The organism is Shewanella sp. LC6 (genome assembly GCF_006385735.2).
Lineage (GTDB): Bacteria > Pseudomonadota > Gammaproteobacteria > Enterobacterales > Shewanellaceae > Shewanella > Shewanella xiamenensis.
Genome location: NZ_CP043902.1, coordinates 4,907,513 through 4,933,108 on the forward strand (window position 1 = coordinate 4,907,513; position 25,596 = coordinate 4,933,108).

Below are 25,596 nucleotides of genomic sequence, written 5' to 3' on the forward strand. Positions count from 1 at the left end.
TATTTATGTAACAAATTAGCGATTTATGTTATATGTCTTATTCCCAGTCAACCTTAGCGACTTCCGTATGGAATAAGGACATTTTTTGCTTAACTGGCTGAAAGGTTTTTTGTTTATCAGAGAGCAAGACTTTTTAAACCCTGATAGAACCATATTAAAAACCAGTTTATTGCGGATTATTTTGCTAAGTGGTGCAGTATTGACCACCAGCATAGTGCTGCACAGTTCATTGATTGCATATGAACTCAACCTCAGTTTTATTATTGGCATCACGGTCAGTTTTTTAACTGTGCTATTTCTTGCGCTATGGTTTACCCGTCGATGTTTACTGGCGAGTTCAATCAGCTTGCTGGTCATGGTGGTTGCAGCCTGTTTGTCTATCTTGTTGTTTGTACCTAATTTCAATTTGTCGCAGGCGGGTATTACTTTTCTGTATACGCTGCCGCTGATGGCGCTTTTTCTGTTTGGCAGAAAAGTCGCCTGCTGGATGATGTGCTTCAATGTGTTGCCTTTTTTATTATTGCTGCGTAACCAAAACCTCCCGCCCCTTGTCGATGTGGATATTAGCCTGCCCGCAACTCACGCCTATCTAAACGGGTTACTGTTTATGTTTTTTAATATCTGTATCCCCTTATCGGCAATGCGGCTGTTAAAAACCCAAAAAATCCATGCACAGCAGATGATTAAGCATCAAAAGGCACTGCAACATACCTTAGATCAATATGCTGAGATTTTTGAGAATAATGGCACAGCGTCTTTCTTCTGTAATGAGGATGGGGTGATTCTCAACCTAAATAATGCGGCAAAGAACATTGCTACCGATATCACACTCAATAGCACTCGCCTATGTGACATTTTTGATTTAACTGAAGATGCCAGCGTCAATTTACTCGCCGCGTCATTTCAGACCCGTTTAAAAAACAACCAAAGCAATCGATATCTCCTGCAAAAAGCCTCATTGGAGCACCACGATACCTTGTTATTTCACTGTCACGATATCACGGCGCAAACCAATCATGCGCTTGAATTAAGTCGACTTAAAAAGCACCATATCAGCACTCATTATTATGATTTAGTCACGGGTTTACCCAACGAGAACCATTGGTATAACCCCGCTCCAAGCGCGACACATCAAGCAATGACCGTCGCTTTAGTTAAGATAGATAATCTCAGCCAAATCAATGCCGCATTTGGGATCGGCGTTGGTGATGCAATTCTAAAAGCCTTTGCCATAGAACTGAAAGAACGTGTCGGCCATCAGGCCAAAATATACCGCTTTAGGGGCGCATCCTTTGCCCTAGAATTCACCGAACTACCGTTAATCTCCCCAGAGACGCTTGCACAACAATTGCGGCAACGCATACCAACCAGTTTAAAACTGAAGCAAGAACAGCAGATTGAATATCATCTCGAATGTCGAATAGGTTGCTGTTCAGGTAATAAATCCGCGCCGCAGCAAGCCGCCGAGCAATGCTTAATTGCCATCAAACAAACCACCCAAGCTAACCCTGTCATGGTGTATTACGTTGGTTTGATTAACAATTTGCTTGAGGCCTCCTCGCAAGAAAGTAAAATCCGCGATGCGTTAAAACACAACCGTCTTGAAATGTGGTTACAGCCTAAAGTGATGGCTGATGGCCATATCATTAGCTTTGAAGCGCTCGCCAGAATGTTCGATAAAGACGGCAGCATGATCATGCCAAGCACCTTTATCCCCATTATAGAGTCGTCACAATTACAGGCGATTTTTGCGATGAAAGTGCTTAGACAGTTACTCCAACTGATCCGTGCTTGGCCAAAAAATGTCCCTATGGTCAGGATAGCTTTCAACTTGTCAGGGCAAGATATACTGTCGGATCGCTTCTTTAAAGTCTTGATCCAAACCTATATGAATCATCCTGAACTCATCCCATTATTAGAAATTGAAATTACAGAAACTTCAGTATTTTCAAAATATAAAGAAACTGGCAGACGTTTAAACACTCTTGCTCGTATGGGCGTATCCATTGCGATTGACGATTTTGGCACAGGCCATGCTTCCTTAAGCCAGCTGATTGACATAAGCGCCGATACAATCAAAATTGATCGCTACTTTGTCAGCCAGCTCGGCATTAGCGAGCGCCATACTCAAATTGTCAACGCCGCAATTTTATTAGCTAAAAGTTTAAACCTGAATGTCATTGCTGAGGGGATCGAAACCGAAACGCAATTAATGCAACTGACCGCACTAGGGTGTGAACAGTTTCAAGGTTACTTATTTGGTAAACCCGCCCCCGCTGGGCTTTGGCTAAAAACCTTCCAGATGCAAACCCCTTCACATTGGCTCACCCATAAAAAACGGGCGAAGTGAGGCATTAATTTTACGCCATAGGGCATCCTAGGTATAATTGCCGACATGCATTTGCCTCCCTTTGCTTTGTTTGCAAATAACTAGGATCCCCCATGTTAAGTTACCGTCACGGTTATCACGCCGGCAATTATGCCGATGTGCTGAAACACGCTATGTTGCTGCAAACCTTGCAGTTAATGCATAAAAAAGACAAACCGCTCGTGTATATCGACACCCATGCGGGTGCAGGCGGTTATGCGTTAACGGATGAGTTTGCCCAAAAGACAGGTGAATATCTCGACGGGGTAGCAAAACTGTGGGACAAAACCGATCTGCCCAAATCCTTGCAAGATTATATAGATGCGGTGCGTCATTTTAATGAAGACAATCCAGAAGAACTGAACTTTTACCCAGGTTCGCCAGCCTTTATCGATATGGATCTTGGGCCAAAGGATCGTATGCTACTGCACGAGCTGCACGGTACCGATCATCTGCTACTGGATGAGTATTTCGAACAAGATAAGCAAGTTAAAGTGATTAAAGGCGATGGCTTAAAAGGGCTGATTGCCGCAGTACCGCCACTAGAGCGCCGCGCACTGGTACTTGTTGACCCCAGTTATGAGATTAAGACCGACTATCAAACAGTGGCCGACACGTTAATCAAGGCGCACAAACGCTTTGCCACGGGCGTATTTATGCTCTGGTATCCGGTAGTCAACCGCGCGCAAACAGAAGAAATGCTCTCCCGCTTAGCCACTAGCGGTATTAAGCGCCAACTACGTATCGAGCAAGCCATCAAGCCCGATTCTAACGAGTTTGGCATGACTGCCGCAGGACTATGGGTGATCAATCCACCTTGGCAACTGGATGAAATTGCTACCGAAATGCTCGATTACTTAGGTAAAACCTTAGGCCAAGCAGATGGTCATGTCAGTGTAAAATGGGAAGTTGGCGAATAAGCTCAGCCAGATTGGCTTCAACATTATGAAGCTGCAACATAGCGCAGCGGATACTTTACTTGTCCCGCTGCGTTTGTTGTTAAAGCAGAATATCGATAGTTACAGCGAACCTTATACCTTAGTGCTGCGGTAACGCTTGAGCAGAATTTGCACCCGTTCTACGTAGGCTTGGGTTTCTGGATAGGGCGGAATACCGTTGTACTGAGTCACAGTTGTAGGCCCAGCATTATAGGCCGCACAGGCCAGCGCAATATCCCCATTGAACTGTTTTAGCATTTGCGCCAAATACTTACTGCCACCGAGAATATTCTCCTCTGGCAAAAAGGCATTAGTCACACCCATCTCTTTGGCGGTTTCGGGCATCAATTGCATTAATCCCATAGCCCCCGAGCGGGATATCGCTCTAGCATTAAATGCTGACTCAGCATGGATAACCGCACGGATAAGTGCAGGATCTAACCGATGTTTATGGGCCGCACGGCTGATTAAACTCTCGTAATTACGGGTAAACAACCGAATACCATTCCAATCGATAGTCGAGTCTGGGCGACAAGCAAAGCAATCGTACAGTAGGATTTGGTAATCGCTGCTCGATGGCGCTTTATCGGTAAAAACCGTTACGCCATTGGCCTGTTGATATTGATAAACCTTAAATTTTTCTTGGCCTTCCGCGCTGACGATGCCACTGTCAGAATAGCGCGCCACAATGCGCGGCTTAGTCGGTTTGACCTCTTCGGCGAACACGGTTGCAAAGCTCCCCCAAGTTAACAATAAGCCGAGCCCATATAGCGCAATCGACTTAAGGTAAGTAGGTGGTTGGTGCATTGCTATCATCAAAGTCCCGTGTATTCGTTTAGTTTAAGTATTTCAATAATAGCAAAGAGTTGCTTCATCTCACGGTTTAACTGGCTAAATTCTGTCGAAAAATTCGCACTATCAAAGATAGAGCGCATTTGGAAACGACTCCTACGATTGGGCAAAAATAGGATCAGCCGGTTGCGAAAGAAGGCACATTGGATATCACCAGCAAAGACCTTTGCCAGTTGCTGTAATCGCTCCATAAAAGCGGTGTTGAGCAAATAACGTGATTCAATTTGATCTGTTGAAAACACATCAAACTCTTTTTCAAACAAGGGGTCTTCTAGTCGCACTCTTTGCAGCCCCGAATGACTGTCGGATAAGAAATTCGCTAATCCGCCACGATCCTTTAATACCACGGTATGGCCGATAAACTGCTTGTGACTACTGAGCTCGACCACAGTGCCGCGAAAACGGGTTTCAGTGCGGGTTACGGTTCTGCGTTTATTACCGTCCCACTCTTCCACTCGCACATCTTTGGTCAGAGTTAACTCATTGACGATTAGTTCTACCCCTTTGTATTGACCGTGAATATAGTCACCAAAACTCACCTTGTCGTAATGAGGTAAGACTTTTGCCGCCGAGAGCCGATTCATATCAAGGCGCATCTCGCGATTATAGATAAAGTCTTCACCAAAATACTTAAACATGATGGGATAGATTTCTTGCTGTACTTGACGCGTAAACTGCCTTGTCGGGGTAAAACTCCAAAAACCTAATACCAGCAGTGCAATCATTGGTAGCGGAAACAACACCAGCCCACGGCTATGTCCCAATATCGTTAATAGTACGAGACCTGCAACAATCACTAAACTGAGATACAAGCGTTGACGTGCTGCCTTCAGGCTCGCTACGCGCTTGGTTTCATAACGGGCGGCAAGCGGTGCAAGGTGGGAATCATAGTACTGTTGCAGCGACTCCCTATCCGCAGGCTCTGCCGACAGTTTTACTGTCTGTCGCTGTGCCTTGATGGGACTGCCCAAGATAAAGGTGAGTATATTCATTGAGATCGTTATTTTACGGGGGTATTTTACCCCCGCAAATATTAAAGATTACAGATAATCTGCCGCGTCTATTGGTGCTTTAGATGCCTCACTGACTTCATAAAATGGCATCACTTTAATCTTAGCCATTGACGCAATAATCGACCCGGGAAAAATTTCAACGGCTGTATTTAACTCCGACACCGCTGAGTTATAGAAACGACGAGCCGCCGAAATATGTGCTTCGACCTCGTTATAGGTTTGCATGGCTTCAAGCATAGTGTTGTCGGACTTCAGCTCGGGATAGTTTTCAACATTAACCATCAATGTAGCCATTTTGTCATTTAACTGCTCGGCTTGTGCAATATGCTCTTTAACCGCATTGGGGTCAGTCTTGTTGTAATGACGGGTTAATTGCGTGCGTAGCTCAGTAATTTCAGTGAGCAATGACTTTTCATGATCCATAAATCGCTTGGCGATTTTGAGGATATTGGGCACGAGATCGGCGCGTTTAGCCAACTGCACATCGATCCCCGACAGAGCCTCAAGGGCGGTATTGCGTTTTTTGACTAGGCTGACATACCAAAGATAGGTCACGATAAAAATCAGCGCTAATCCTAGTAACAGTTTGTCCATCTTCCATCCTTAGTGTTTATTATTGTTTTTAATGGCTACAGCTAACCATAAATAAGCAAGAATTTCATCTAAAGCGTTAGCTAGTGCAATGAAATGTTATCTTTTACTGCACAGGTAAGAGCCTCTGACCCAAGATTTTTTGTGACAAGATTAAACCCGAATTGATTGAAAACATTCAGCTTGGATACAGAAAAACTAAGCTATAGTTAATTTGCACAACGTTTAGAGCAACCTTTTTGCTCGTGAATACTGGACTCCCCGTGAGTCCATTTTTTTATCCAAAATCTGCCTATATACTGCTCTAGCCTCATTTAAGTTTTATTTAAAGCACAAGCATCATACTTTTCGGCCAATTTTTTCACTTTTACCTTAGCGTTAATCCAATCACTTGAGCGAGAGGCTCCTCAGCCAAGTCACGCCGCATCGATTCAGCTCACGGATAAAAATGCGCTAGCAAAGGTCGACAGAGGCAAGGCATGAGTTTGAAATCCAATCATATTCCCATAAAGACACCGCCCCCACATGACATCAACTCAAGTGGCTGGTTTGTACGCTTTCTGAATATTGTCGAACGGTTAGGTAATTTATTGCCACACCCTATTACCCTGTTTGCTCTATTTTGTGTCGCTGTGATTCTGGTGTCTGGCATTGCTGGTTACTTTGAGTTGACGGTGGCCGATCCACGCCCCGAGGGCGCCCACGGCCGAGGTGCCGATGGACTTATCCATGTGGTTAGCCTGATGAATGCCGAAGGCTTGCGGATGATAGTGTCCAACTTAGTCACTAACTTTACCGGTTTTACCCCCTTGGGCACGGTTCTGGTTGCCCTACTGGGTGTGGGTATCGCCGAGCGTTCAGGACTATTATCCGCCGCCATGCGCGCACTCGTTATGGGAACATCAAAGCGTTTAGTGACAGTGACTATCGTGTTTGCGGGAATTATGTCAAACACCGCGGCAGAGCTTGGGTATGTGGTATTAATTCCCATGGCGGCGATGATTTTTCATTCCTTAGGCCGTCATCCATTAGCAGGCTTAGCCGCCGCATTTGCAGGAGTATCAGGGGGATACAGCGCAAATCTATTGCTAGGTACTGTCGATCCACTATTATCGGGCATAACTGAAGCGGCGGCGCGGATGATCGACCCCGACTACAACGTCGGCCCCGAGGTTAACTGGTACTTTATGTTTGTCTCGACCTTTGTGATCACTTTCCTCGGCGCCTTTGTAACCGAGAAAATTGTCGAGCCCAAACTGGGCAAGTATCAGGGCGATGATGCCGATGAAACCGTGCATCAATCCATGGGCAATGTCACTGAGTTGGAAAAACGCGGCCTCAAGTGGGCGGGATTAGCAATGCTGGTGTTGGCGGTGATCCTTGCGCTATCTGTCGTGCCAGAGGGTGCACCACTGCGCGATCCTAAAACCGGTCTGGTTTCGGGCTCACCCTTCCTCAAAGGCATCGTCGCCTTTATCTTTATCTGTTTTGCGATCCCGGGTTTTGTCTACGGTAAAGTGGTAGGTAGTATTAATAACGATAAAGATGTTATCAATGCCATGTCGCACAGTATGAGTACAATGGGACTGTATATCGTACTGGTGTTCTTTGCGGCACAATTTGTGGCCTTCTTTAACTGGAGTAATCTCGGCGCCGTGTTAGCCGTGCTGGGCGCAGATGCCTTGCAATCCATAGGGTTAACTGGGCCAATCCTGTTCCTGTTTTTTATTATGCTGTGCGGTTTTATCAACCTAATGCTGGGCAGTGCTTCAGCACAGTGGGCCATTACCGCACCCATTTTTGTGCCCATGTTGATGTTGGTTGGCTATGCGCCAGAAACCATTCAAGCGGCCTACCGTATTGGGGATTCGGTAACTAACTTAATCACGCCAATGATGAGTTATTTCGGATTGATTTTAGCGGTGGCCTGTCGCTATCAAAAAAACCTCGGCATAGGCACACTGATCGCCACTATGCTGCCTTATACCTTAGTGTTCTTCATCGGCTGGACGGCGTTTTTCTTTCTGTGGGTATTCGGTTTTGGTTTACCTGTAGGGCCGGGGGCAGCAACTTACTACACGCCTTAGGCACGAGTTTAACTTTCGCTAGGTTGATTAGGGCGTCGCAGCTAGTCTCGGCGCCTTTTTCATGGACAGATTTAACGGGCTAGTCGTACAACCATTCCATTAAAAAGCCACAAATCAGTAAGAAAACCCCAAAGTTAAACACCATCGTTTGTAATTTCGACTTAGGCGACTTATCGTCGGCTTGGGTCATGACCTGACTTAACGGTGTAAAAAACATATTGGGTTCGAGTCCCATGCCGATAAAAAATACCGCTACGGCAACACTACGGATGAGCTCGGGGACGACAAGCTGCTCAAGATAAAACTCATAGGCACCATAGGCCAAAATGCCAATAGCGATAGCATGGCAAATCATCGCTACGACAAGTTGCTTAGTGATAAGACTGCTCACCGATGACACGATTTTGCTCCTACGCCAGCGCTATGTATTGATTATGGACGAGATTTGCCGCGCAGTTTATCTCTTCTGTGATTTAACTGCATCCATAGCGTCCAGCCAAATAGCACGCCACTCGCGGGATAAATATATAGTGCGACTTTCATTGCCTGCCAAAATGGCGTCTCAGCGGTGAAGTATTGAAACCCCGCCACTAAAAGTGACGTCACACTCCCCCAATACAGTACGCCAATCACCAAAATGAAATACCACTTTCCCTTTGCGAGAGATACCTCTAATTTGATTAATTGATCCTTACTGACTGCCGACATCACCTACTCCCTTTTTATCTTGACTCATTTAATATGCCCGAATTGATTCAAGGTAGCTATCCATCCTTGTAACGATAATATTTTTCGCCCAACAAAAAGCCCTGTAAATACAGGGCTTTGATTAGAACGTTAGATTACTCCGCCGATGTTGGCTTTTCGTCTTTCGCTTTTCTCTCTCGTTTACTAAAGATCCGCTCAACAATAACGAAGAACAGTGGCACGAAGAAGATACCTAAGAACGTCGAACTCATCATACCGCCAAGTACACCTGTACCGATGGCATTCTGGCTACCTGAACCTACACCCGTACTAATGGCTAACGGCACAACCCCCAAACCAAACGCGAGCGATGTCATCAGAATCGGACGCAAACGCACACGTACAGCATGTAACGTCGCTTCAACCAGACCCGCCCCTTTCTCGTAGAACTCTTTCGCAAATTCCACAATCAAGATGGCGTTCTTGGTTGCCAAGCCAACGGTCGTCAGCAGACCTACTTGGAAGAACACGTCGTTTGGCAAGCCACGGCCATTCATCGCCAGCAGGGCACCGATAATACCTAGCGGAACCACTAGGATTACCGCAAACGGAACTGACCAGCTCTCATACAGTGCAGCCAATACGAGGAATACCACCAGAATCGACAACGCATATAGCGCAGGCGCTTGGTTACCCGATAAACGCTCCTCATAGGATAAGCCGTTCCACTCGATGCCAAAGCCCGGTGGTAACTGTTTAACTAGGTCTTCCATAATATTCATGGCCGCACCAGTACTAAAGCCAGGTGCTGTCGCGCCTTGAATATTCACCGCAGGTAAACCGTTAAAACGTTCTAGACGTGGTGAGCCGTATTCCCAAGAACCTGTCGCAAAGGCTGAAAACGGCACCATATCGCCCTTGTTGTTACGCACATACCAAGTGTCTAGGTCTTCTGGCTGCATACGGTATTGAGCATCACCTTGCACAAATACCTTTTTAACACGACCACGGTCGATAAAGTCGTTAACATAAGAACCACCCCACGCCGTTGCCAACACATTGTTAACGTTAGCAATCTCAACGCCTAATGCGCTCAACTTAGCATGGTCAATGTGCAATTGATAAATTGGCGCATCTTCCTGACCATTAGGGCGAACCCCCACAAGGTTTGGATTTTGAGCTGCCATACCCAGCAATTGATTACGCGCCGCCACTAACTTATCGTGACCTTGGCCGTTTTTATCTTGCAGGTACATATCGAAACCATTGGCCGTACCCAACTCGATGACCGCTGGCGGTACGAAGGCGAATACGAAGGCTTCTTTCATTTGGCTGAATACACCCATAGCGCGGCCCGCAATGGATTGAACATCCATACCTGGCGCTTCACGCTCTGACCAATCCTTCAAGCCAACGAAGGCAATACCCATGTTCTGGCCTTGACCCGCAAAACTGAAGCCCGCAACACTAAATACCGACCTTACGCCTTCTTCAGCCATAAAGTGATCAGAGACTTTCTCTAACACTTTCATGGTGCTTTCTTGGGTAGAGTTGGTTGGCAAAATTGCCTGCGTGAACAAGATACCTTGGTCTTCGTCTGGTAAGAATGCCGTTGGCATGCGCATGAAAATCCAGCCCACTGCCACCACTAATGCAGCGTAAATCATCATGACCCTGAAGCCACGCTTCACAATGCCAGCCACGCTCGATTCGTAACGGTTCGTTAAGCGATCGAAACCACGGTTAAACCAACCGAAGAAACCCGTTTCGATATGGCCATGACCCTTCTTCAACGGTTTGAGCATAGTCGCACAGAGTGCGGGGGTTAAAATCAAGGCCACCAGCACAGACAGCGCCATCGCAGAAACGATAGTGATCGAGAACTGACGGTAAATTACCCCAGTAGAACCCGACATAAACGCCATAGGTACGAATACCGCAGACAAGGTCAGACCGATACCGACTAACGCGCCAGTAATTTGATCCATCGACTTACGGGTCGCTTCGAGTGGACTTAAGCCCTCTTCGGCCATCACCCGCTCAACGTTTTCAACCACCACAATCGCGTCGTCCACGAGTAGACCAATCGCCAGTACCATTGCAAACATGGTGAGGGTGTTGATGGAGAAGCCCGTTGCCGACAGAATCGCAAAGGTACCCAGCAATACCACAGGTACTGCAATCGTTGGAATTAAAGTCGCACGGAAGTTCTGCAGGAAGAGATACATGATGACGAACACCAGTACGATCGCTTCAAGCAGAGTGTGGACTACGCCTTCAATCGATTTATCAACGAATGGTGTTGTATCGTAGGGGTAAACCACATCTAACCCAGCAGGGAAGAAGGGACGCAACTCTTCCACTTTAGCGCGAACCGCTGCCGCCGTATCTAAGGCGTTAGCACCGGTTGCCAGCTTAATCGCAATACCCGAGGCAGGTTTACCGTTATACAGAGACTCTACGGCATAACTTTCTGAACCCAACTCGACACGCGCCACATCACCCAAGAACACGTTCGCACCCGACGTATCGGATTTAAGAATAATCTTGCGGAATTGTTCTGGCGTTTGCAGACGGCTCTGTGCCGATACGGTCGCGTTTAGCTCTTGTCCTGGCAGTGATGGCGTACCACCGAGTTGACCGGCAGATACCTGTGCGTTTTGCGCGCGGATAGCACTCACCACATCTAAGCTAGTGAGGTTATATTGAGTCAGTTTCAGCGGGTCTAACCATATACGCATCGCGTACTGAGCACCGAAAATCTGAATTTCACCCACGCCCGGTACACGGCTCATAGGATCTTGGATGTTAGCGCCCACATAGTCGGCGATGTCACCCTTATCCAAAGAACCGTCGGTCGATACGAAGCCCAATACCATCAGGAAGCCAGAGCTTGACTTGTTAACGTTAACCCCTTGAGATTGAACCTCTTGTGGTAACAAGGTCATTGCGCCCTGTAACTTGTTTTGTACCTGAACCTGCGCGATATCCGGATCGGCCTCAGCGTTAAAGGTTAAGGTAATCGATGCGTTACCAAAGCTATCACTGGTTGAAGCGATATAACGTAGGTGGTCGATACCCTTCATACGTTGCTCAATCACCTGAGTTACTGAGTCTTCAACGATTTTGGCCGATGCACCTGGATAGTTCGCACTGATCACTACTGTCGGTGGCGCAATACTGGGGTACTGCGAGACTGGCAGGGATCGGATCGATAAAATCCCCGCCAACATAATGATTAAGGCGATCACCCACGCAAAGATGGGACGATCAATAAAAAAACGTGCCATAGCTATGCCCTATTTTGCTTGGGTTTCAGAAATAACTTTGGTGGTGACTGGTGCACCTGGACGGATCTTTTGTAATCCTTCCACAATCAACTTATCGCCCGCTTCTAAACCAGCAGTAATACGCCATTGATTGTCGATAACTTCCGCTGTGGTAACAATTTTTGCTTCCACTAGACCTTGATCGTTCACCACCATCGCCACGGCCTGACCCTTAGCGTTACGGGTAATGGCTTTTTGCGGCACTAGGATGGCTTGAGGATCGGTACCGGTATTCAATACAGCACGAACATACATGCCAGGCAGTAAGATGCCATCTGGGTTAGGGAACTCGGCGCGTAGGATCACTGAGCCAGTATTTTCATCCACGCTCACTTCAGCAAATTGCAGCTTACCGTTGTGACCATAAATCGTGCCGTCTTCTAAGACTAACTGCACGTCAGCGTTATCCGCCGCCTGCAGCTTACCTTGCTTCAGCTTGGCTTTTAGGCGTAACAGCTGAGCACTCGATTGAGCGATATCCACATTGATAGGATCAAGCTGTTGAATGGTTGCCAGAGTTTGGCTTTGGTTAGCCGTTACTAGCGCACCCGCTGTTACACTCGACTTACCGATACGGCCTGAAATCGGCGCTAATACTTCAGTGTATTGAAGATTGATTTTCGCAGTATTAATCGCCGCTTCTGCTACAGTCACGCTGGCCAGCGCTTCTTTGTAAGCGGCTTCGGCTTCATCGAAATCTTGTTTACTGATTGCGTTAGTTTTAACTAACTGCTGATAACGAGCCGCTTTTGCCTTAGCAGAAGCAAGGCTTGCATTTGCTCGAGCTAAGTCAGCATTTGCACTGACAAGTGCAGCTTTATAAGGCGCAGAATCAATTTGATAAAGAGATTCGCCTTGCTTCACATTGCCGCCTTCGACAAAGCTACGCTTAGTGATAATGCCATTCACTTGAGGACGAACTTCGGCTTCAAGAAATGCCTTGCTACGACCCGGTAACTCGACTTGGATAACCTGTGGCTTAGCCTCCACTTTGATTATCCCAACTTCCATGCTCTGCGGCCCCGCGCCGCCATGAGCGGCTTTATCCTCTTGAGGGCTACAAGCTGCCATCCACAACGCCACGCTGATTACTGAGGCAAGTTTAATTGTCTGCCGCATGAGAACTCCTTTAAATTTTAACGCCACCGTGTTCACACAATATGGATGATTTCACGGCCATAATTATAACTAAAATCAAAGCTATTACTTATCGTATACCCTATAAGGATCAACAAGAAAGATAAACAAACAAAAGTGTAAACTAATGAAAATATTCACACCTTTGCCAATACCTTATTAGTAGAATTGTTATCCTATTTAAGAAGTATGTTAACTGTAGATAAGATTGTTAGCGTTATACGATACAAAGCACTTATTCAGCCTACTCTATATCAAAAATGTTGCAAACATGTTTGGCGACACAAATGTTTATACTCGATTAACCTGAGTAAACATTTATTTGATACAGCTAGGGCATATTAGCACAAGCTTTTACATAAGGTTTTGTGCATATATAACCCCTGTGTGGTCATATTGGATCAAGCATGGAATGACCATACCTTGCTATCCGAATGCATACTATTGCTACGTAAATCCTTGTTACAAATGGGTCAGGGAAACGATAGATATTCAAACCTTTGGACGCGACATTTTATGACCAAGCGTTGTATAGCGCAAATTGGATATTACATTTTGCACCCCATTTAATGAAACTCAGCTTCCCAAAAAAATGCAGTTTTATAAATTACGCTTTTATTGACCCTGTTATTTCGCTGCTTATTCACATTCATTCATATCTTTTCGTTATTGGTTCATCCCAGGCGGCACCGCTATTAACAATTTATTTTTACGATATAGGTGCGCTAACAATTTCCAATCACTTTGAGATGATGATTATGAAGACTCGTACTAAATTGCTGCTCACTGGGGCGTTACTTTCTTTGGCGGCCAGCTCCCACGCTGCTGAAGATAATCAACTCTTTGGTGGCACCCTTAACGGCAATGTTAATTTTGCTTCGGACTATGTGTTTCGTGGTGAATCCGAGACCTTAGATGGCGATATTCCGGTCGTCCAAGGCACATTAAGTTGGAACCACAATCAAGGCTGGTATGCTGGGGTATTTAGCTCCAACATTAAGTTTGCTGACCCAAACTTAGAAATTGTTACCGCGCCTTTTATTGGTAAAGCGGGAGAGTTTGGCGATTCTGGCTTTACCTATGATGTCATGCTGTTTTCATACCTTTACCCCGGAGCTTCCTATTCCAACTACACCGAATTATGGCTAAAAGTGGGTAAACAATTCGGTCGAGCCAACCTGCAACTCGAAGTCACCCCAACGGTGGATGACTGGTTTGGTGTCGATGGCTGGCACGGGGTGAACTACGCTCTACACCCCAGCTATAGCTTTGACAACGGTGTAAAAATCTCAGCATCTGTGGGTTATCAAGACCTAACGGGTGATGGTGCTGAAGGTTGGGGCCACTGGAACATAGGTTTAAGCAAAGCCTATTACGGTCTTAACTTCGATTTACGCTACCACGGCAGCACTGTCGACACTGACCATAAAGTCTATGGTACACAAACTGAAATCTTCGATGACAGAGTCGTCATTGGGATCAGTAAAAGTTTCTAATCCTGTTTTTTTGCTTATACGTTCATCCCGCTGCTTCCCTGCAGTACTCCAATTGCTTGAAATATCGAGCCTTGACCAGCCAAATTTGGCTGGTCTTTTTTTATCTAAATACGATTATCACCCACGCTACAGGCTAACACCCGGCTGATATCCGCAAGACAACGGCCCGACTCCTGTTGCCATTGATTGAACACGGCCTGTACCTGTTTTAACGCCGTTTGCGAGCTAAAGCCGGCATCTACCAGCTTGTGCGCTTTAAAATAGCCTTGCACATCATCGGTTAACAAAAAGGTATCCTTACCGATTCCACGTAAGAAATACGGCCCCGTATTGCCACCGAGACGAGCGCCGCGCTTCTTTAAGAACGCCCAGAGTCCGACGATATCTTCGGTCGGCCAGTCAGCAATCAGCTTAGCCAAGCTGCCATGTTCGCGGGCAATATCATGGATCATCAAAGCATTATCATAAATTGCTTGGGTTTTCTTTAGGTGGCGAATCAAGGTCGCATCCGCAGCGCGAGCTTGGATCTGCTCGGGTGACAACATTAATACCTTCTCGGGCACAAAATGAAAGAAGGATTTTTCGTAAGCAGGCCATTTATTATCGACCACGCGCCAGACAAAACCACTCTGGAACACTTGTCGGCTCATGGCCGAAAGCAGCGTAGCATCATCGTATTGACGAATTTCAGCACTCGTTAGGCACCCAGGAAGTAAGGCTTCGAGTCCCTTTTTACCGCCTTTTCGCTCACTCGCTCTGGCATAGATGGATGAGAAACTTTCTAATTGGCTCATGCTGTTACCTTTGATTATCGATATTTCACTAGCGTTTCTAGGCGTTAATAGTACCGAATTTGAGCCCACGGGGATCATTCCGTATGGAAAACCTGTTTTACGTCCATTTCTGGCCCTTTGAAGAAATTCCCACTGCACGCATGTTGATACCGACTAAAGTTAAGGCGTAGAGTCAAAAAATGCAGTGGTTATGGGGTCGGTACCTATGGAGCTTTTCTATCATCCGTTATCACGATATTCACAGAAAGTATTAATTGCTCTCTATGAGAAACAAGCGAACTTTTATCCGCGGATCACTGATTTACGCGACCCACTGGCACGCAAGGCCTTCCAGCAATTTTATCCTCCTGGCAAACTGCCATTGCTCAAAACGCAAGAAGGCCAACTGATCCCCGAATCCAGCATTATTATTGAATACTTAGACAGGCATTTTCAAAACGGTACAGAGTTATTACCCGCGGAGGCTGAACGGAATTTGGCGGTGCGCCTATTCGATCGCATTATTGATTTTGATATCAATAACCCACTATTCCAATTAGAAAAATTAAAGTATGCCCCTGATGGGCATGAGTTCGAAATCAAGCAGATTGAAAAGCAAATGCTTACCCAATTTCAACGCTTAGATAGCCATCTTAGTCAAAATCATTGGGTGTGTGGCGACAGTTTTACCTTAGCCGACTGTGCACTGATCCCCTGCTTAAGCTACAGCTTTGCTCACTTAAACCTATTGGATTTAGATGAGTTAGTCCGTTATTGGCAACAGGCGCAGCTTCGCGGCGCCTGGACACTCGTGCTTGAAGAAGTGCTACTAGCCGAAATGGAAGAAGACACTGGGATTAGGAGTATTCCCTAGTACCAGCGCGTCCTAAAGATTACGCTCTTTCTTTAATTGTAAAAATGCTTTCCATTTCACCACTTCGGGCGGTAACTCTGGAGCCGGATCGGTATAGCCTGCTTCTTTAACTAATACCTCTAAAGGCACTTGCTTACCTTTACACACAAACACACCACGCACATGCACTATACAATGTAGGCCGCGCTCACTGATAAAGCGTTGTTCAATATAGAAATATTTTTCATCCCAGCCCACGACCTTGGTTTCAATCTCAAACTTTTTTAAGGGCTTGATATCGCGGATATAGGTAAATTCGGCGGCGTTAACAATTGGCATCCATTTTAATTTGAGGAAACGCTTCAGCAACCCCATTTCGGCCAACATATAGGTGCGTGCCAGATCCATAAACGCTGGGTAACGGGAGTTAGTGAGATGGAAATTGATATCGCAATCACTGGGCAACGCGCGATAAGTAATGCGGCTCGTCCCCAAAAAATCAATCTTACGGCAATGGCGCGTGCGCCAAAATAACAACCAAAACAAACGGAAATACAGATTCATATGCAGTAGCCCTAAAAAGAAGAGCCACAGGCTAACAGAGGTCATACCAGAGGGCAAGCGAGATCTAGCTCACAAAAAAGGCGCCATTCGGCTGTCTCTTGATCACAAGTCTTCGTGATTGAGAGACATGGCCAATTCGTAACCCTCAAGGATGGTTTGTAACCTAAACCATCCTTCCCACAATACCTCTACACAAGCTCGACCTGTCCGCTTGGTATCTTTCCAACCCCCTAATCTGGCCAGACGCTCGTACGCCCACTGCATATCGGGTGCCTGTTGAGGTAACGGACGTCCCTCCATTTTCAGCCAAAGTAATTTCCACGCTTTCTGACCCAATAGCGTTTCACAACATTGTGCTGCCACTTCCGCTTTGGATACCTTCATAAAGCGAAGCTGGAGTAAGCGTGTGGCGATAAAAGCCAGTATCACACTCATACGCTCCAGATTCTCACGGCACTGCATTCTCAGCTCTTCCACCGCGGTGCCACTGCTTTTCCATACCTTGTGGTAATCTTCAATCAACCAACGGCGCTCGTAATAGCCGACAACCTCCAGTGCCTCCTTCGAGCATGTGATAGGTTCGGAGGTGAGTAAGTGCCATGCCAGTTTTTCTTCACGATGACTTTGCTCTACGACACTGACGTAATACAGAGGGATGTCTGCCTGAGTGCGTTTGTTGGCTGGAGCTTTAAGGGTCACTCGGGCATATCTCATTTCCAGCGTCACCGCCCGGGCTTTCCTTCCGCCTTTCTGAGGAATGAGGAGAGATTTCGTCGCTGCAAGCGGTAATGTGTTCGAGTAGTCATAGAGTTTGTGTGCATGCTCTTGAATGCATCGACTCTGCATCGAGCGGACGACAAAGCGCTGTTGGTGCTGGGTTTTATAGGTCAGATATTCAAACAAATCAGCCTCACGGTCACAGACGGAAATCACCTTGTTGATATGCTCGCCTAAACGGGCAGACATATTGGCGGAGGCTTGTTCCCATTTGTAGCTCTCTTTTTCCTCGTAAGGGCGAGTAGCATGTTGGCGGCGTTGCCCGCGCTTAGTGATATCCCGCGTCCAACGCTGTTGCTCAATCAGCCCAACGACTTGCTGGCTTTGCGGTGAAAACAGCAAGATTGAATGCACCAGAATGGCACGGTTTTTATCCCCTTGATTGGTATGACCTAACTCCTCCCTGACACTGTCATGCTTGTAAGTCAGCGAGGTGGTATCCTCTAGTGCTAACAAGATGTCATGCTCTCGAGCTTGCTGCGCGGTGGCTTGAAAACCCGCTTCAGCAATATCACTGGCTTGAATATTCTCATTGCGGATAAATCGGTAGGCCCCTTCCATCTCAGCGGGGGATAAGGGAAGTCTGGACACGGCAACTCCGGGTTGTTGGGTAATAGAGGTAGCCAGTGAAACAAGTCTTTGTGTACGTCTTGGGTCGTTGAGGTTTGCGTGCCCAAATTGACATTGCGCCCACTGCTCTGGATCCATCATCTTCATCATAATCGCCTCGAATATTTAGCCCTAGACGATCTGATCACAATGCGGGGAATGAGTTCAAAAAAAATCCCTGAGCATTGTTCAGGGATTTGTGTATGAGAGACAGCCATTCGGCGCCTTTTTATGCTCAAGCACAGCTATTTAGTATGGCTTAAGCGGCAATCCCAGAGTGGCGCAGCAGCGCATCAATACTCGGCTCGCGTCCCATAAACTGTTTGAACAAGTCCATAGGCTCAGCAGAACCGCCCATTTCGAGGATGTTGTGCAGGAAGCTACGGCCCGTATCAGGATTGAAGATACCCTCCTCTTCGAAGCGAGAAAACGCATCCGCCGACAGCACTTCGGCCCACTTGTAGCTGTAATAACCCGCAGCATAGCCGCCGGCAAAAATATGCGCAAAACCATGTTGGAAACGGTTAAATGCTGGCGGAATTAACACGGCCACCTGACGACGCACTTCGTCCAAGGTCTGCTGAATACGCGCGCCTTTTGCAGGGTCGTATTCGTGGTGCAGTCTAAAATCGAACAGTGAAAACTCGAGCTGGCGCAACATCATCATGCCGGATTGGAAGTTTTTCGCCGCTAACATCTTGTCTAGCATCGCTTTTGGTAAAGGTTCACCGGTTTCGTAGTGACCGGAGATCTCCGCTAAGGCTTCTTCTTGCCAGCACCAGTTTTCCATAAATTGGCTAGGTAATTCGACCGCGTCCCATGGCACACCATTGATACCTGATACGCCAGCAACATCGATTTTGGTCAGCATATGATGAATGCCATGGCCAAACTCATGGAATAAGGTCGTCACTTCATCGTGGGTGAAAAGCGCAGGCTTACCATCAACTGGACCATTGAAGTTACAAGTGAGATAGGCAACGGGTTTTTGTAGGCCATTGGCGGTTTGACGGCGCACGCGGCAATCATCCATCCAAGCGCCGCCGCGTTTACCAGTGCGGGCGTATAAGTCTAAATAGAAACTGCCTCTGTGCTCGCCCGTTTCGTCAAAAATATCGAAGAAACGCACGTCTTTATGCCAACGGTCAAACTCGGTTTGCTCAACAATCTTTAAGCCAAATAGGCGTGAGACACTGTAAAACAAGCCTGATAGCACTTTATCTTCAGGGAAGTAAGGGCGCAGCAACTCTTGTGAAATCTCATACTTATGTTGCTGTAACTTCTCAGCGTAGAAACTTAAATCCCAAGAAGCCATCTCGCTCACACCATAATGCTCCAGTGCAAAGGCTTTTAACTCGGCTAATTCGGCCTTGGCTTGGTCTTTTGAACGCAGCGCCAATTCATTTAAGAAGGCCATCACCTGCGCAGGCGTTTCAGCCATTTTCGTGGCGAGGGATTTTTCGGCAAAGCTATCAAAGCCTAACAACTGTGCCAATTCATGGCGCAGTGCGAGGATTTCATCCATCAATGGACCGTTATCGAATTCGCCCGCATTTGGACCTTGATCCGAGGCGCGAGTCACGAAGGCTCGGTAACACTCTTCACGCAAGTTGCGGTTTTCGCTGTAGGTCATCACAGGTAAATAGGAAGGGAAATCTAAGGTAAATAGCCAGCCCTCTAATGCGCGGGCCTCGGCCATCGCTTTTGCGGCCGCTTTAGCTGAATCGGGCAAGCCAGCGAGTTCTGCCTCATCGGTAATTAACTTAGTCCAGGCTTGGGTTGCATCGAGCAGTTGATTGGAAAAGCCGCTGGTAAGTTCAGAAAGACGTTTAACGATTTCACCATAACGCAGTTTTTGCGCATCGTCTAAGCCGATACCCGAAAGCTCGAAGTCGCGTAAGCTGTGCTCAATCACCATCTGTTGTGCTTGGCTTAATTGAGCAAACTCTGCCGATGCACGCAGCGATTTGTAGGCCTCGTATAACCCTTGGTGTTGGCCAACGTAAGTGCCGTATTCGGATAACAGTGGCAAACAAGCATCATGGGCCGAGCGCCATTCATCTGTGCTCACCACTGAGTTCATATGGGAGACGGGTGACCAAATTTGGCTTAACTCATCATCTACTTGCTCCAGAGGGGCGACTAAGTTATCCCACGTAAAAGGCCCAGGGTTTTGCAGCACTTCATCAATCTTGGCACGACACTGAGCAATGGCTTGCTCAACGGCAACTTGAATATGTTCAGGTTTAATCTGTGAAAAAAGCGGTAATGCAGCGCCGTTAAGCAAAGGGTTGCTCATAATGATTCCTCTACAATCTGTGTAGCTAATAAATAAGGGCTTATGTTCAATTTATCAAGGCGAGAAAACCGATTGCTATCTTCGTTTGTAGGCCTAACGCCATTTCATCAATAAAAAAGTGAACCAGCTCTCAATTAGGATTTACACTAAATTTACCCTTTGAATCTTGATAGTTTGATCGCAAATCAAATCCATTCTCATTAACGCTTATATGTATATAGGCTAACATCAGTGCATATTCTATATTTTCAATTAGATTGGCTTATTTATGGCAGCATCAGTTAAATCCATCATTAGCGCCGTAGGCGCCATTAGCTTAGTTTGCTTTAGCCATCCATGTTTGGCCAACGAGAGCTTGGCGCAAACCGAAGGGATATTAAACAGCAAATTATCTGCGGCTAACGTGCCTTTAACTGCTAACATCGATTTAGGCTGGGATAGCAAGTATGTTTCGCAGGGGCGCAATAACTTGGCTAAAGGCGGTATTTATTGGATGAATACCAGTATTCAATACGGCAATCTCACCACCTATGCCCTCGTTGGCCGTGGTGATAGCCAAGCCTATACTGAGTGGAATATTGGCCTAGAATACGCTTTGGATTTAAGTGAACATTTAGAAGCGAATCTTGGCTATCAACGTATTGAAGGCTATAGCAGTAGCCGCTGTCAGGATAACGAACTGTTTGCTGAATTGGCTTACACCGCCAAGCCTTGGCTAGTGCCTTCCGTGAGTTATGTCTACTCCACCGAGGCGGCGGGCTATTTTGTGGAACTGAGCCTACACAGCTATTGGCAAGTTACAGAGCAATTCACACTCTCCCCCTACGTAACACAAGGCGTTGATTTTAAATATCGAACAGAAGAGCACAATGGTAGAAATCATCTCCAGTTTGGGCTAGAAGCAAGCTATAACCTTACCGAGAATATGAATATTAGTGGCCATATTAGCCACAGTATTGCGCAGGCAGATATAGAGCAAGAAGCGGCCACGAATGGCGACTTTAGCTCACAGGATCAAACCTATGCGGGCATCCACTTTAATATCAGCTTCTAAGCGTTACTCGGCCTAACTCCCCTTCGACTTGGCAAACCGTTCCCGCCCAAACTACACTCAAGATGTCGATGGAACGACCTTGATTTAGCGAGGCACAGGGAATGTTGGCTCATCAGTTTAAAATACTCACGAACACATTTATTACACTAGCATTTTGTACTCTGCCATCCTTAGCGGCACCCGAGAACGAGCCTGAATTAGTATTAGAATTTCTGTCAAAAAGTAGCACGACTGACTCACTACCACTGGGGACTCTGCTCGACAGTCAAGGTAAACCGCTGCCCATTCCCGCAGAGCAAAGCGCTTTGGATTATTCACCTCCCACCGTCAATGTTGACAATACGTCCCCAAAAACAAAGACCAACAAGACGCAATCTACTAAGACTAAAAATAAAAAATTGAGTCGCAAGCAACAACTCGCCAGCAGAGATAAAGTCGCTAACGATCCTAGTTGCCGTTGGCTTGATGCGCGCATGTCACAGCTCGAAACCCAGATCGGCAATAAGCGAGAGCAAGCCGCCGACTACCATAGCGATGAGCTCAATGCTCGCAAGCAGGAGTGGCAATGCCTTAAATGCGGCGTAGAAGGACCAAACCCTGATGATTACCATCGCTGCCAATATCGCCGTTAAGCTTAAGCTAACCGCCAAGGGATAAAATCTCAGCTTCATGGAGATTTTTTGTGGCAAACCAAGGTCTATACCATGGCGACTTAATGGGCTGGTCTGCAAACCCATTCCAACCTACAATGACCTTCTGCTATTAAGCACCTCATTCTTAGAGTTAGACGGAGAAACTCATGGCTCAACATTTTGACTATATCTGCCTAGGCGCAGGCAGCGGCGGTATCGCCTCAGCTAACCGAGCTGCCATGCGTGGCGCTAAAGTGCTTCTCATCGAAGCGAAACACGTCGGCGGCACCTGCGTAAACGTGGGCTGCGTACCCAAAAAAGTCATGTGGTATGGCGCGCATATCGCCGAAGCCATGAACCTCTACGCCAAAGATTATGGCTTTGATGTTTCAGTCAACAAATTCGATTGGAACACCTTAGTAAACAGCCGCGAAGCCTATATTGGTCGCATCCACGAGGCCTACGGTCGCGGTTTTACCAATAACAAAGTCACCCTGCTCAATGGTTATGGCCGTTTCGTTAATGGCAACACCATTGAAGTGAATGGCGAGCACTACACGGCTGACCACATCCTGATCGCTACCGGCGGCGCACCAACTATTCCAAACATTCCTGGTGCCGAATACGGCATTGATTCCGATGGTTTCTTCGCCCTGCGCGAACAACCTAAACGTGTCGCAGTCGTCGGCGCTGGCTATATCGCCGTCGAAGTCGCTGGCGTGTTACACGCACTTGGCAGTGAGACTCACCTGTTTGTGCGTAAACATGCGCCGCTGCGTAACTTCGATCCTATGCTAATCGACGCCCTCGTCGATGCCATGAAGACCGAAGGCCCAAGTCTGCATACCAACAGCGTCCCACAATCTGTGGTAAAAAATGCCGACGACAGCCTGACTCTGAGCCTCGAAAATGGCGAAAGCGTGACCGTCGATTGCCTGATTTGGGCCATTGGCCGCTCACCCGCGACGGGCAATATCGGTTTAGAAAACACCGATGTGCAACTGGATAGCAAAGGCTATGTGATTACCGACGCGCAGCAAAATACCACCCACAAAGGCATTTATTGCGTGGGCGATATTATGGCGGGCGGTGTGGAGCTGACTCCTGTTGCAGTTAAAGCGGGCCGTTTACTCTCCGAGCGCCTATTTAACGGCATGAGCGATGCCAAAATGGATTACAGTCAAATCCCAACCGTGGTCTTTAGCCATCCACCGATTGGCACTATGGGCTTAACCGAGCCAGAAGCCCGCGCGCAATATGGCGATGACAATGTGAAGGTTTACACCTCCAGTTTCACCTCCATGTATACCGCCGTCACTAGCCACCGTCAGGCCTGTAAGATGAAGCTAGTCTGCGCCGGTAAAGAAGAGAAAGTGGTTGGTATTCATGGTATTGGCTTTGGTATGGACGAAATTCTCCAAGGCTTTGGCGTCGCCATGAAAATGGGCGCCACCAAAGCCGATTTCGATGCCGTTGTCGCTATCCATCCCACAGGAGCTGAGGAATTTGTCACCATGCGCTAAGCGCATGACTCAATCCTTAAATCAGGCTCTATAGCCTGTGAATGTTGCATTTTATAATTTTATAGAAGCGGTTCTGATATTCTCAGCGCCGCTTTTTTTATGTTCAACGCTAGGTCATTCCGTCTATTTATCCGCTCTTAACATCCCACTCTTTAGCCCCAATTTTCGGTTAAAAGCATAGATAAATTTATCAGTATTCAAATCAATTTCCCTTGCTTTACGCCAACCAAAAGTATGCAAAATGGGCATTTCAACTTGATGTTTTGCTAATAAAGAGCTTATTATAGTTATAACACTAACTATTGTTCACCCTAAATACATCAAGGAGGCATTATGTCAGCTAAGCATGCTGCAGATGAAAACCCCATCTCACAGATCATCCGTTCCAACCGGGAACGCCTGCATGGAACACTACAATATTTCTGCCTGTTCGCCATTCTAAGTACCTATCTCTTTGTCATTTTGAAACCGAGCTTCATTCAAAATAACAAAGCGTTAGGAGGAAAATAATCGATGAATTCCCTCTCTTACGTTTCATTGGCAATTTATTTTATTGCCATGCTCGCTATTGGTTTGTTCGCCTATCGTAAGTCGACCGATGATGTCTCTGGCTACATTTTGGGTGGCCGCCAAGTGAGCCCGCACGTCACAGCACTCTCGGCCGGCGCCTCGGATATGAGTGGCTGGATGCTGATGGGCCTACCCGGCGCTATGTTTCTGGTGGGGTTTGAAACCCTGTATATCGCCCTCGGATTATTAATTGGTGCTCTAATCAATTATCTGGTGGTCGCCCCTAAATTGCGGGTCTACACCGAGGTCGCCGATAACGCGCTGACGATTCCAGAGTTCTTCGCCAAACGCTTTGGTCAGGCCGATAACAGCATTCGCATTATTGCCGCCGCCATCATAGTGATCTTTTTCACCCTCTATACCTCGGCGGGATTAGTCGCGGGCGGCAAGTTGTTCGAATCCGCCTTTGGGCTGAACTACGACATAGGCCTAGTGGTCACCTTAGCCGTCGTGGTGTCGTACACTCTGCTGGGGGGATTTTTAGCCGTTAGCCTCACCGACTTTGTGCAAGGCTGCATTATGTTTGTCGCCTTGGTCTTAGTGCCTTTCGTGGCATATCAAGAATTTACCAGCGCGGACCGTATGATGAACTTTGCCTATCAGTCGATTCCGCATTTTACCGACGCGATGCAAAATGTGACCCTGCTTGGCTTAATTTCCAGCCTCTCGTGGGGACTCGGGTATTTCGGCCAGCCGCATATTATTGTGCGTTTTATGGCGATCCGCTCGGTCGCCGACATTAAAACCGCACGCCGCATCGGCATCAGTTGGATGACAGTGACCATTATCGGCGCCCTAGCGACGGGCTTGGTCGGTATCGCCTACGCCAATAAATTTGGGATGAAACTGTCAGACCCTGAAACCATCTTTATCGTGTTTTCAGAGCTACTGTTCCAGCCCTTAATCAGCGGCTTCCTGCTGGCAGCGATTCTCGCAGCCATTATGAGCACGATTTCATCGCAGCTATTAGTCTCGTCGAGTTCGCTGACCGAAGATATTTATCGCACCCTGTCGAAGAAACAAGCGAGCGAGCAAGAGATGGTAAAAATGGGTCGTTATGGTGTCGCAGGTGTGGCCATTGTCGCAACGCTATTGGCGCTTGATCGCTCTAACAGCATCCTCTCCCTCGTAAGTAATGCGTGGGCAGGCTTTGGTGCCGCCTTTGGTCCGCTGGTGCTGTTTAGTTTGTATAAAGCTAACCTCACCCATAAAGCGGCGATTGCGGGGATTATTTCGGGCGCGCTCACGGTACTCTTTTGGATTTATGCCCCCGTGCTTGCCGATGGTAAGGCATTGAGTAGCTTAGTGTATGAGATGATCCCAGGCTTTGTTGTCAGCAGCACAGTGATTTATCTGGTGAGCAAATTCGATAACGACCCTTGCGCTAAAACCACTAAGCAGTTCCATCAGGCCAGTCGTGTGCTGGCCGAGGAAAGCTAAGGAG

21 protein-coding genes are annotated in these 25,596 nt (G+C 47.0%); 10 read left to right on the forward strand and 11 right to left on the reverse strand.

The genetic code is table 11. The features are described 5' to 3' along the window. Positions 1–85: 85 nt before the first annotated feature. On the forward strand, positions 86–2,350 hold the full coding sequence (locus FJD32_RS21900) for a GGDEF domain-containing phosphodiesterase (protein ID WP_099457216.1): 2,265 nt from the start codon (positions 86–88) through the stop codon (positions 2,348–2,350). Positions 2,351–2,442: 92 nt separating this feature from the next. Then, positions 2,443–3,288 carry a 23S rRNA (adenine(2030)-N(6))-methyltransferase RlmJ gene (gene rlmJ, locus FJD32_RS21905; RefSeq protein WP_037423811.1) on the forward strand — a complete coding sequence of 282 codons (846 nt, stop codon included), beginning with the start codon at positions 2,443–2,445 and terminating at the stop codon, positions 3,286–3,288. 111 nt (positions 3,289–3,399) lie between these two features. Here rlmJ and FJD32_RS21910 read toward each other — a convergent pair whose 3' ends face one another. Genes FJD32_RS21910 through FJD32_RS21920 form a run of 3 tightly spaced genes read right to left on the reverse strand, consistent with a single transcriptional unit; the run spans position 3,400 to position 5,765 of the window. Continuing rightward, entirely contained in the window at positions 3,400–4,122 is a 723-nt protein-coding gene (locus FJD32_RS21910; protein ID WP_037423814.1) for a lytic transglycosylase domain-containing protein, read from the reverse strand. Beyond that, positions 4,122–5,150, reverse strand: a complete 1,029-nt coding sequence (locus tag FJD32_RS21915) for a DUF3137 domain-containing protein (protein WP_099457215.1) — start codon at positions 5,148–5,150, stop codon at positions 4,122–4,124. The genes FJD32_RS21910 and FJD32_RS21915 overlap by 1 nt, the downstream gene beginning before the upstream one ends. A gap of 48 nt (positions 5,151–5,198) precedes the next feature. Then, entirely contained in the window at positions 5,199–5,765 is a 567-nt protein-coding gene (locus tag FJD32_RS21920; protein ID WP_037423819.1) for a LemA family protein, read from the reverse strand. Between the two features lie 476 nt (positions 5,766–6,241). On the opposite strand from FJD32_RS21920, the gene FJD32_RS21925 reads away from it, so the two are divergent. Next, a complete protein-coding gene (locus FJD32_RS21925) occupies positions 6,242–7,849 on the forward strand; it encodes an AbgT family transporter (protein WP_099457214.1) in 1,608 nt (535 codons plus the stop codon). Between the two features lie 79 nt (positions 7,850–7,928). On the opposite strand, the gene FJD32_RS21930 is transcribed toward FJD32_RS21925, so the two are convergent. From FJD32_RS21930 to FJD32_RS21945, 4 genes are all read right to left on the reverse strand, one after another. Beyond that, positions 7,929–8,249: a hypothetical protein gene (locus FJD32_RS21930; protein WP_081990902.1), complete on the reverse strand. Its 321-nt coding sequence runs from the start codon at positions 8,247–8,249 to the stop codon at positions 7,929–7,931. A gap of 32 nt (positions 8,250–8,281) precedes the next feature. Next, entirely contained in the window at positions 8,282–8,557 is a 276-nt protein-coding gene (locus tag FJD32_RS21935) for a hypothetical protein (RefSeq protein ID WP_099457213.1), read from the reverse strand. A gap of 134 nt (positions 8,558–8,691) precedes the next feature. Next, positions 8,692–11,826: an efflux RND transporter permease subunit gene (locus FJD32_RS21940; protein WP_037423831.1), complete on the reverse strand. Its 3,135-nt coding sequence runs from the start codon at positions 11,824–11,826 to the stop codon at positions 8,692–8,694. A gap of 9 nt (positions 11,827–11,835) precedes the next feature. Continuing rightward, complete coding sequence (locus FJD32_RS21945) at positions 11,836–12,984, reverse strand: efflux RND transporter periplasmic adaptor subunit (RefSeq protein WP_037423834.1); 1,149 nt, start codon at positions 12,982–12,984, stop codon at positions 11,836–11,838. A gap of 767 nt (positions 12,985–13,751) precedes the next feature. On the opposite strand from FJD32_RS21945, the gene FJD32_RS21950 reads away from it, so the two are divergent. Continuing rightward, entirely contained in the window at positions 13,752–14,498 is a 747-nt protein-coding gene (locus FJD32_RS21950) for a TorF family putative porin (RefSeq protein ID WP_099458477.1), read from the forward strand. Positions 14,499–14,602: 104 nt separating this feature from the next. Here FJD32_RS21950 and FJD32_RS21955 read toward each other — a convergent pair whose 3' ends face one another. Beyond that, entirely contained in the window at positions 14,603–15,292 is a 690-nt protein-coding gene (locus FJD32_RS21955; RefSeq protein ID WP_037423837.1) for a DNA-3-methyladenine glycosylase I, read from the reverse strand. Positions 15,293–15,497: 205 nt separating this feature from the next. Here FJD32_RS21955 and FJD32_RS21960 point away from each other — a divergent pair, with 205 nt between their 5' ends. Beyond that, the gene (locus tag FJD32_RS21960) at positions 15,498–16,145 is read left to right on the forward strand and encodes a glutathione S-transferase family protein (protein WP_037423840.1); all 648 of its coding nucleotides are present in this window, start codon (positions 15,498–15,500) and stop codon (positions 16,143–16,145) included. Between the two features lie 12 nt (positions 16,146–16,157). Here FJD32_RS21960 and FJD32_RS21965 read toward each other — a convergent pair whose 3' ends face one another. The 3 genes from FJD32_RS21965 to prlC all read right to left on the reverse strand — a co-directional run bounded on the left by FJD32_RS21965 (position 16,158) and on the right by prlC (position 20,373). Next, positions 16,158–16,688 carry a thioesterase family protein gene (locus tag FJD32_RS21965; RefSeq protein WP_037423843.1) on the reverse strand — a complete coding sequence of 177 codons (531 nt, stop codon included), beginning with the start codon at positions 16,686–16,688 and terminating at the stop codon, positions 16,158–16,160. Between the two features lie 102 nt (positions 16,689–16,790). Then, entirely contained in the window at positions 16,791–18,173 is a 1,383-nt protein-coding gene (locus FJD32_RS21970) for an IS4-like element ISUnCu8 family transposase (RefSeq protein WP_140906702.1), read from the reverse strand. A 160-nt stretch (positions 18,174–18,333) separates the two neighbouring features. After that, positions 18,334–20,373 carry an oligopeptidase A gene (prlC, locus tag FJD32_RS21975; protein ID WP_055647785.1) on the reverse strand — a complete coding sequence of 680 codons (2,040 nt, stop codon included), beginning with the start codon at positions 20,371–20,373 and terminating at the stop codon, positions 18,334–18,336. 268 nt (positions 20,374–20,641) lie between these two features. Between prlC and FJD32_RS21980 the strand changes: the two genes are divergently transcribed. The 5 genes from FJD32_RS21980 to putP all read left to right on the forward strand — a co-directional run bounded on the left by FJD32_RS21980 (position 20,642) and on the right by putP (position 25,592). Then, positions 20,642–21,427, forward strand: a complete 786-nt coding sequence (locus tag FJD32_RS21980) for a hypothetical protein (RefSeq protein ID WP_037427432.1) — start codon at positions 20,642–20,644, stop codon at positions 21,425–21,427. A gap of 101 nt (positions 21,428–21,528) precedes the next feature. Further along, positions 21,529–22,059, forward strand: a complete 531-nt coding sequence (locus FJD32_RS21985) for a hypothetical protein (RefSeq protein ID WP_055647508.1) — start codon at positions 21,529–21,531, stop codon at positions 22,057–22,059. Between the two features lie 167 nt (positions 22,060–22,226). Further along, positions 22,227–23,582 (forward strand): glutathione-disulfide reductase, encoded by a 1,356-nt coding sequence (gene gorA, locus FJD32_RS21990; RefSeq protein ID WP_055647509.1) that lies wholly within the window; start codon positions 22,227–22,229, stop codon positions 23,580–23,582. Between the two features lie 333 nt (positions 23,583–23,915). After that, positions 23,916–24,092, forward strand: a complete 177-nt coding sequence (locus tag FJD32_RS21995) for a hypothetical protein (protein WP_181159862.1) — start codon at positions 23,916–23,918, stop codon at positions 24,090–24,092. Positions 24,093–24,095: 3 nt separating this feature from the next. After that, entirely contained in the window at positions 24,096–25,592 is a 1,497-nt protein-coding gene (gene putP / locus FJD32_RS22000) for a sodium/proline symporter PutP (protein WP_140907438.1), read from the forward strand. The last annotated feature ends 4 nt before the right edge of the window (positions 25,593–25,596 follow it).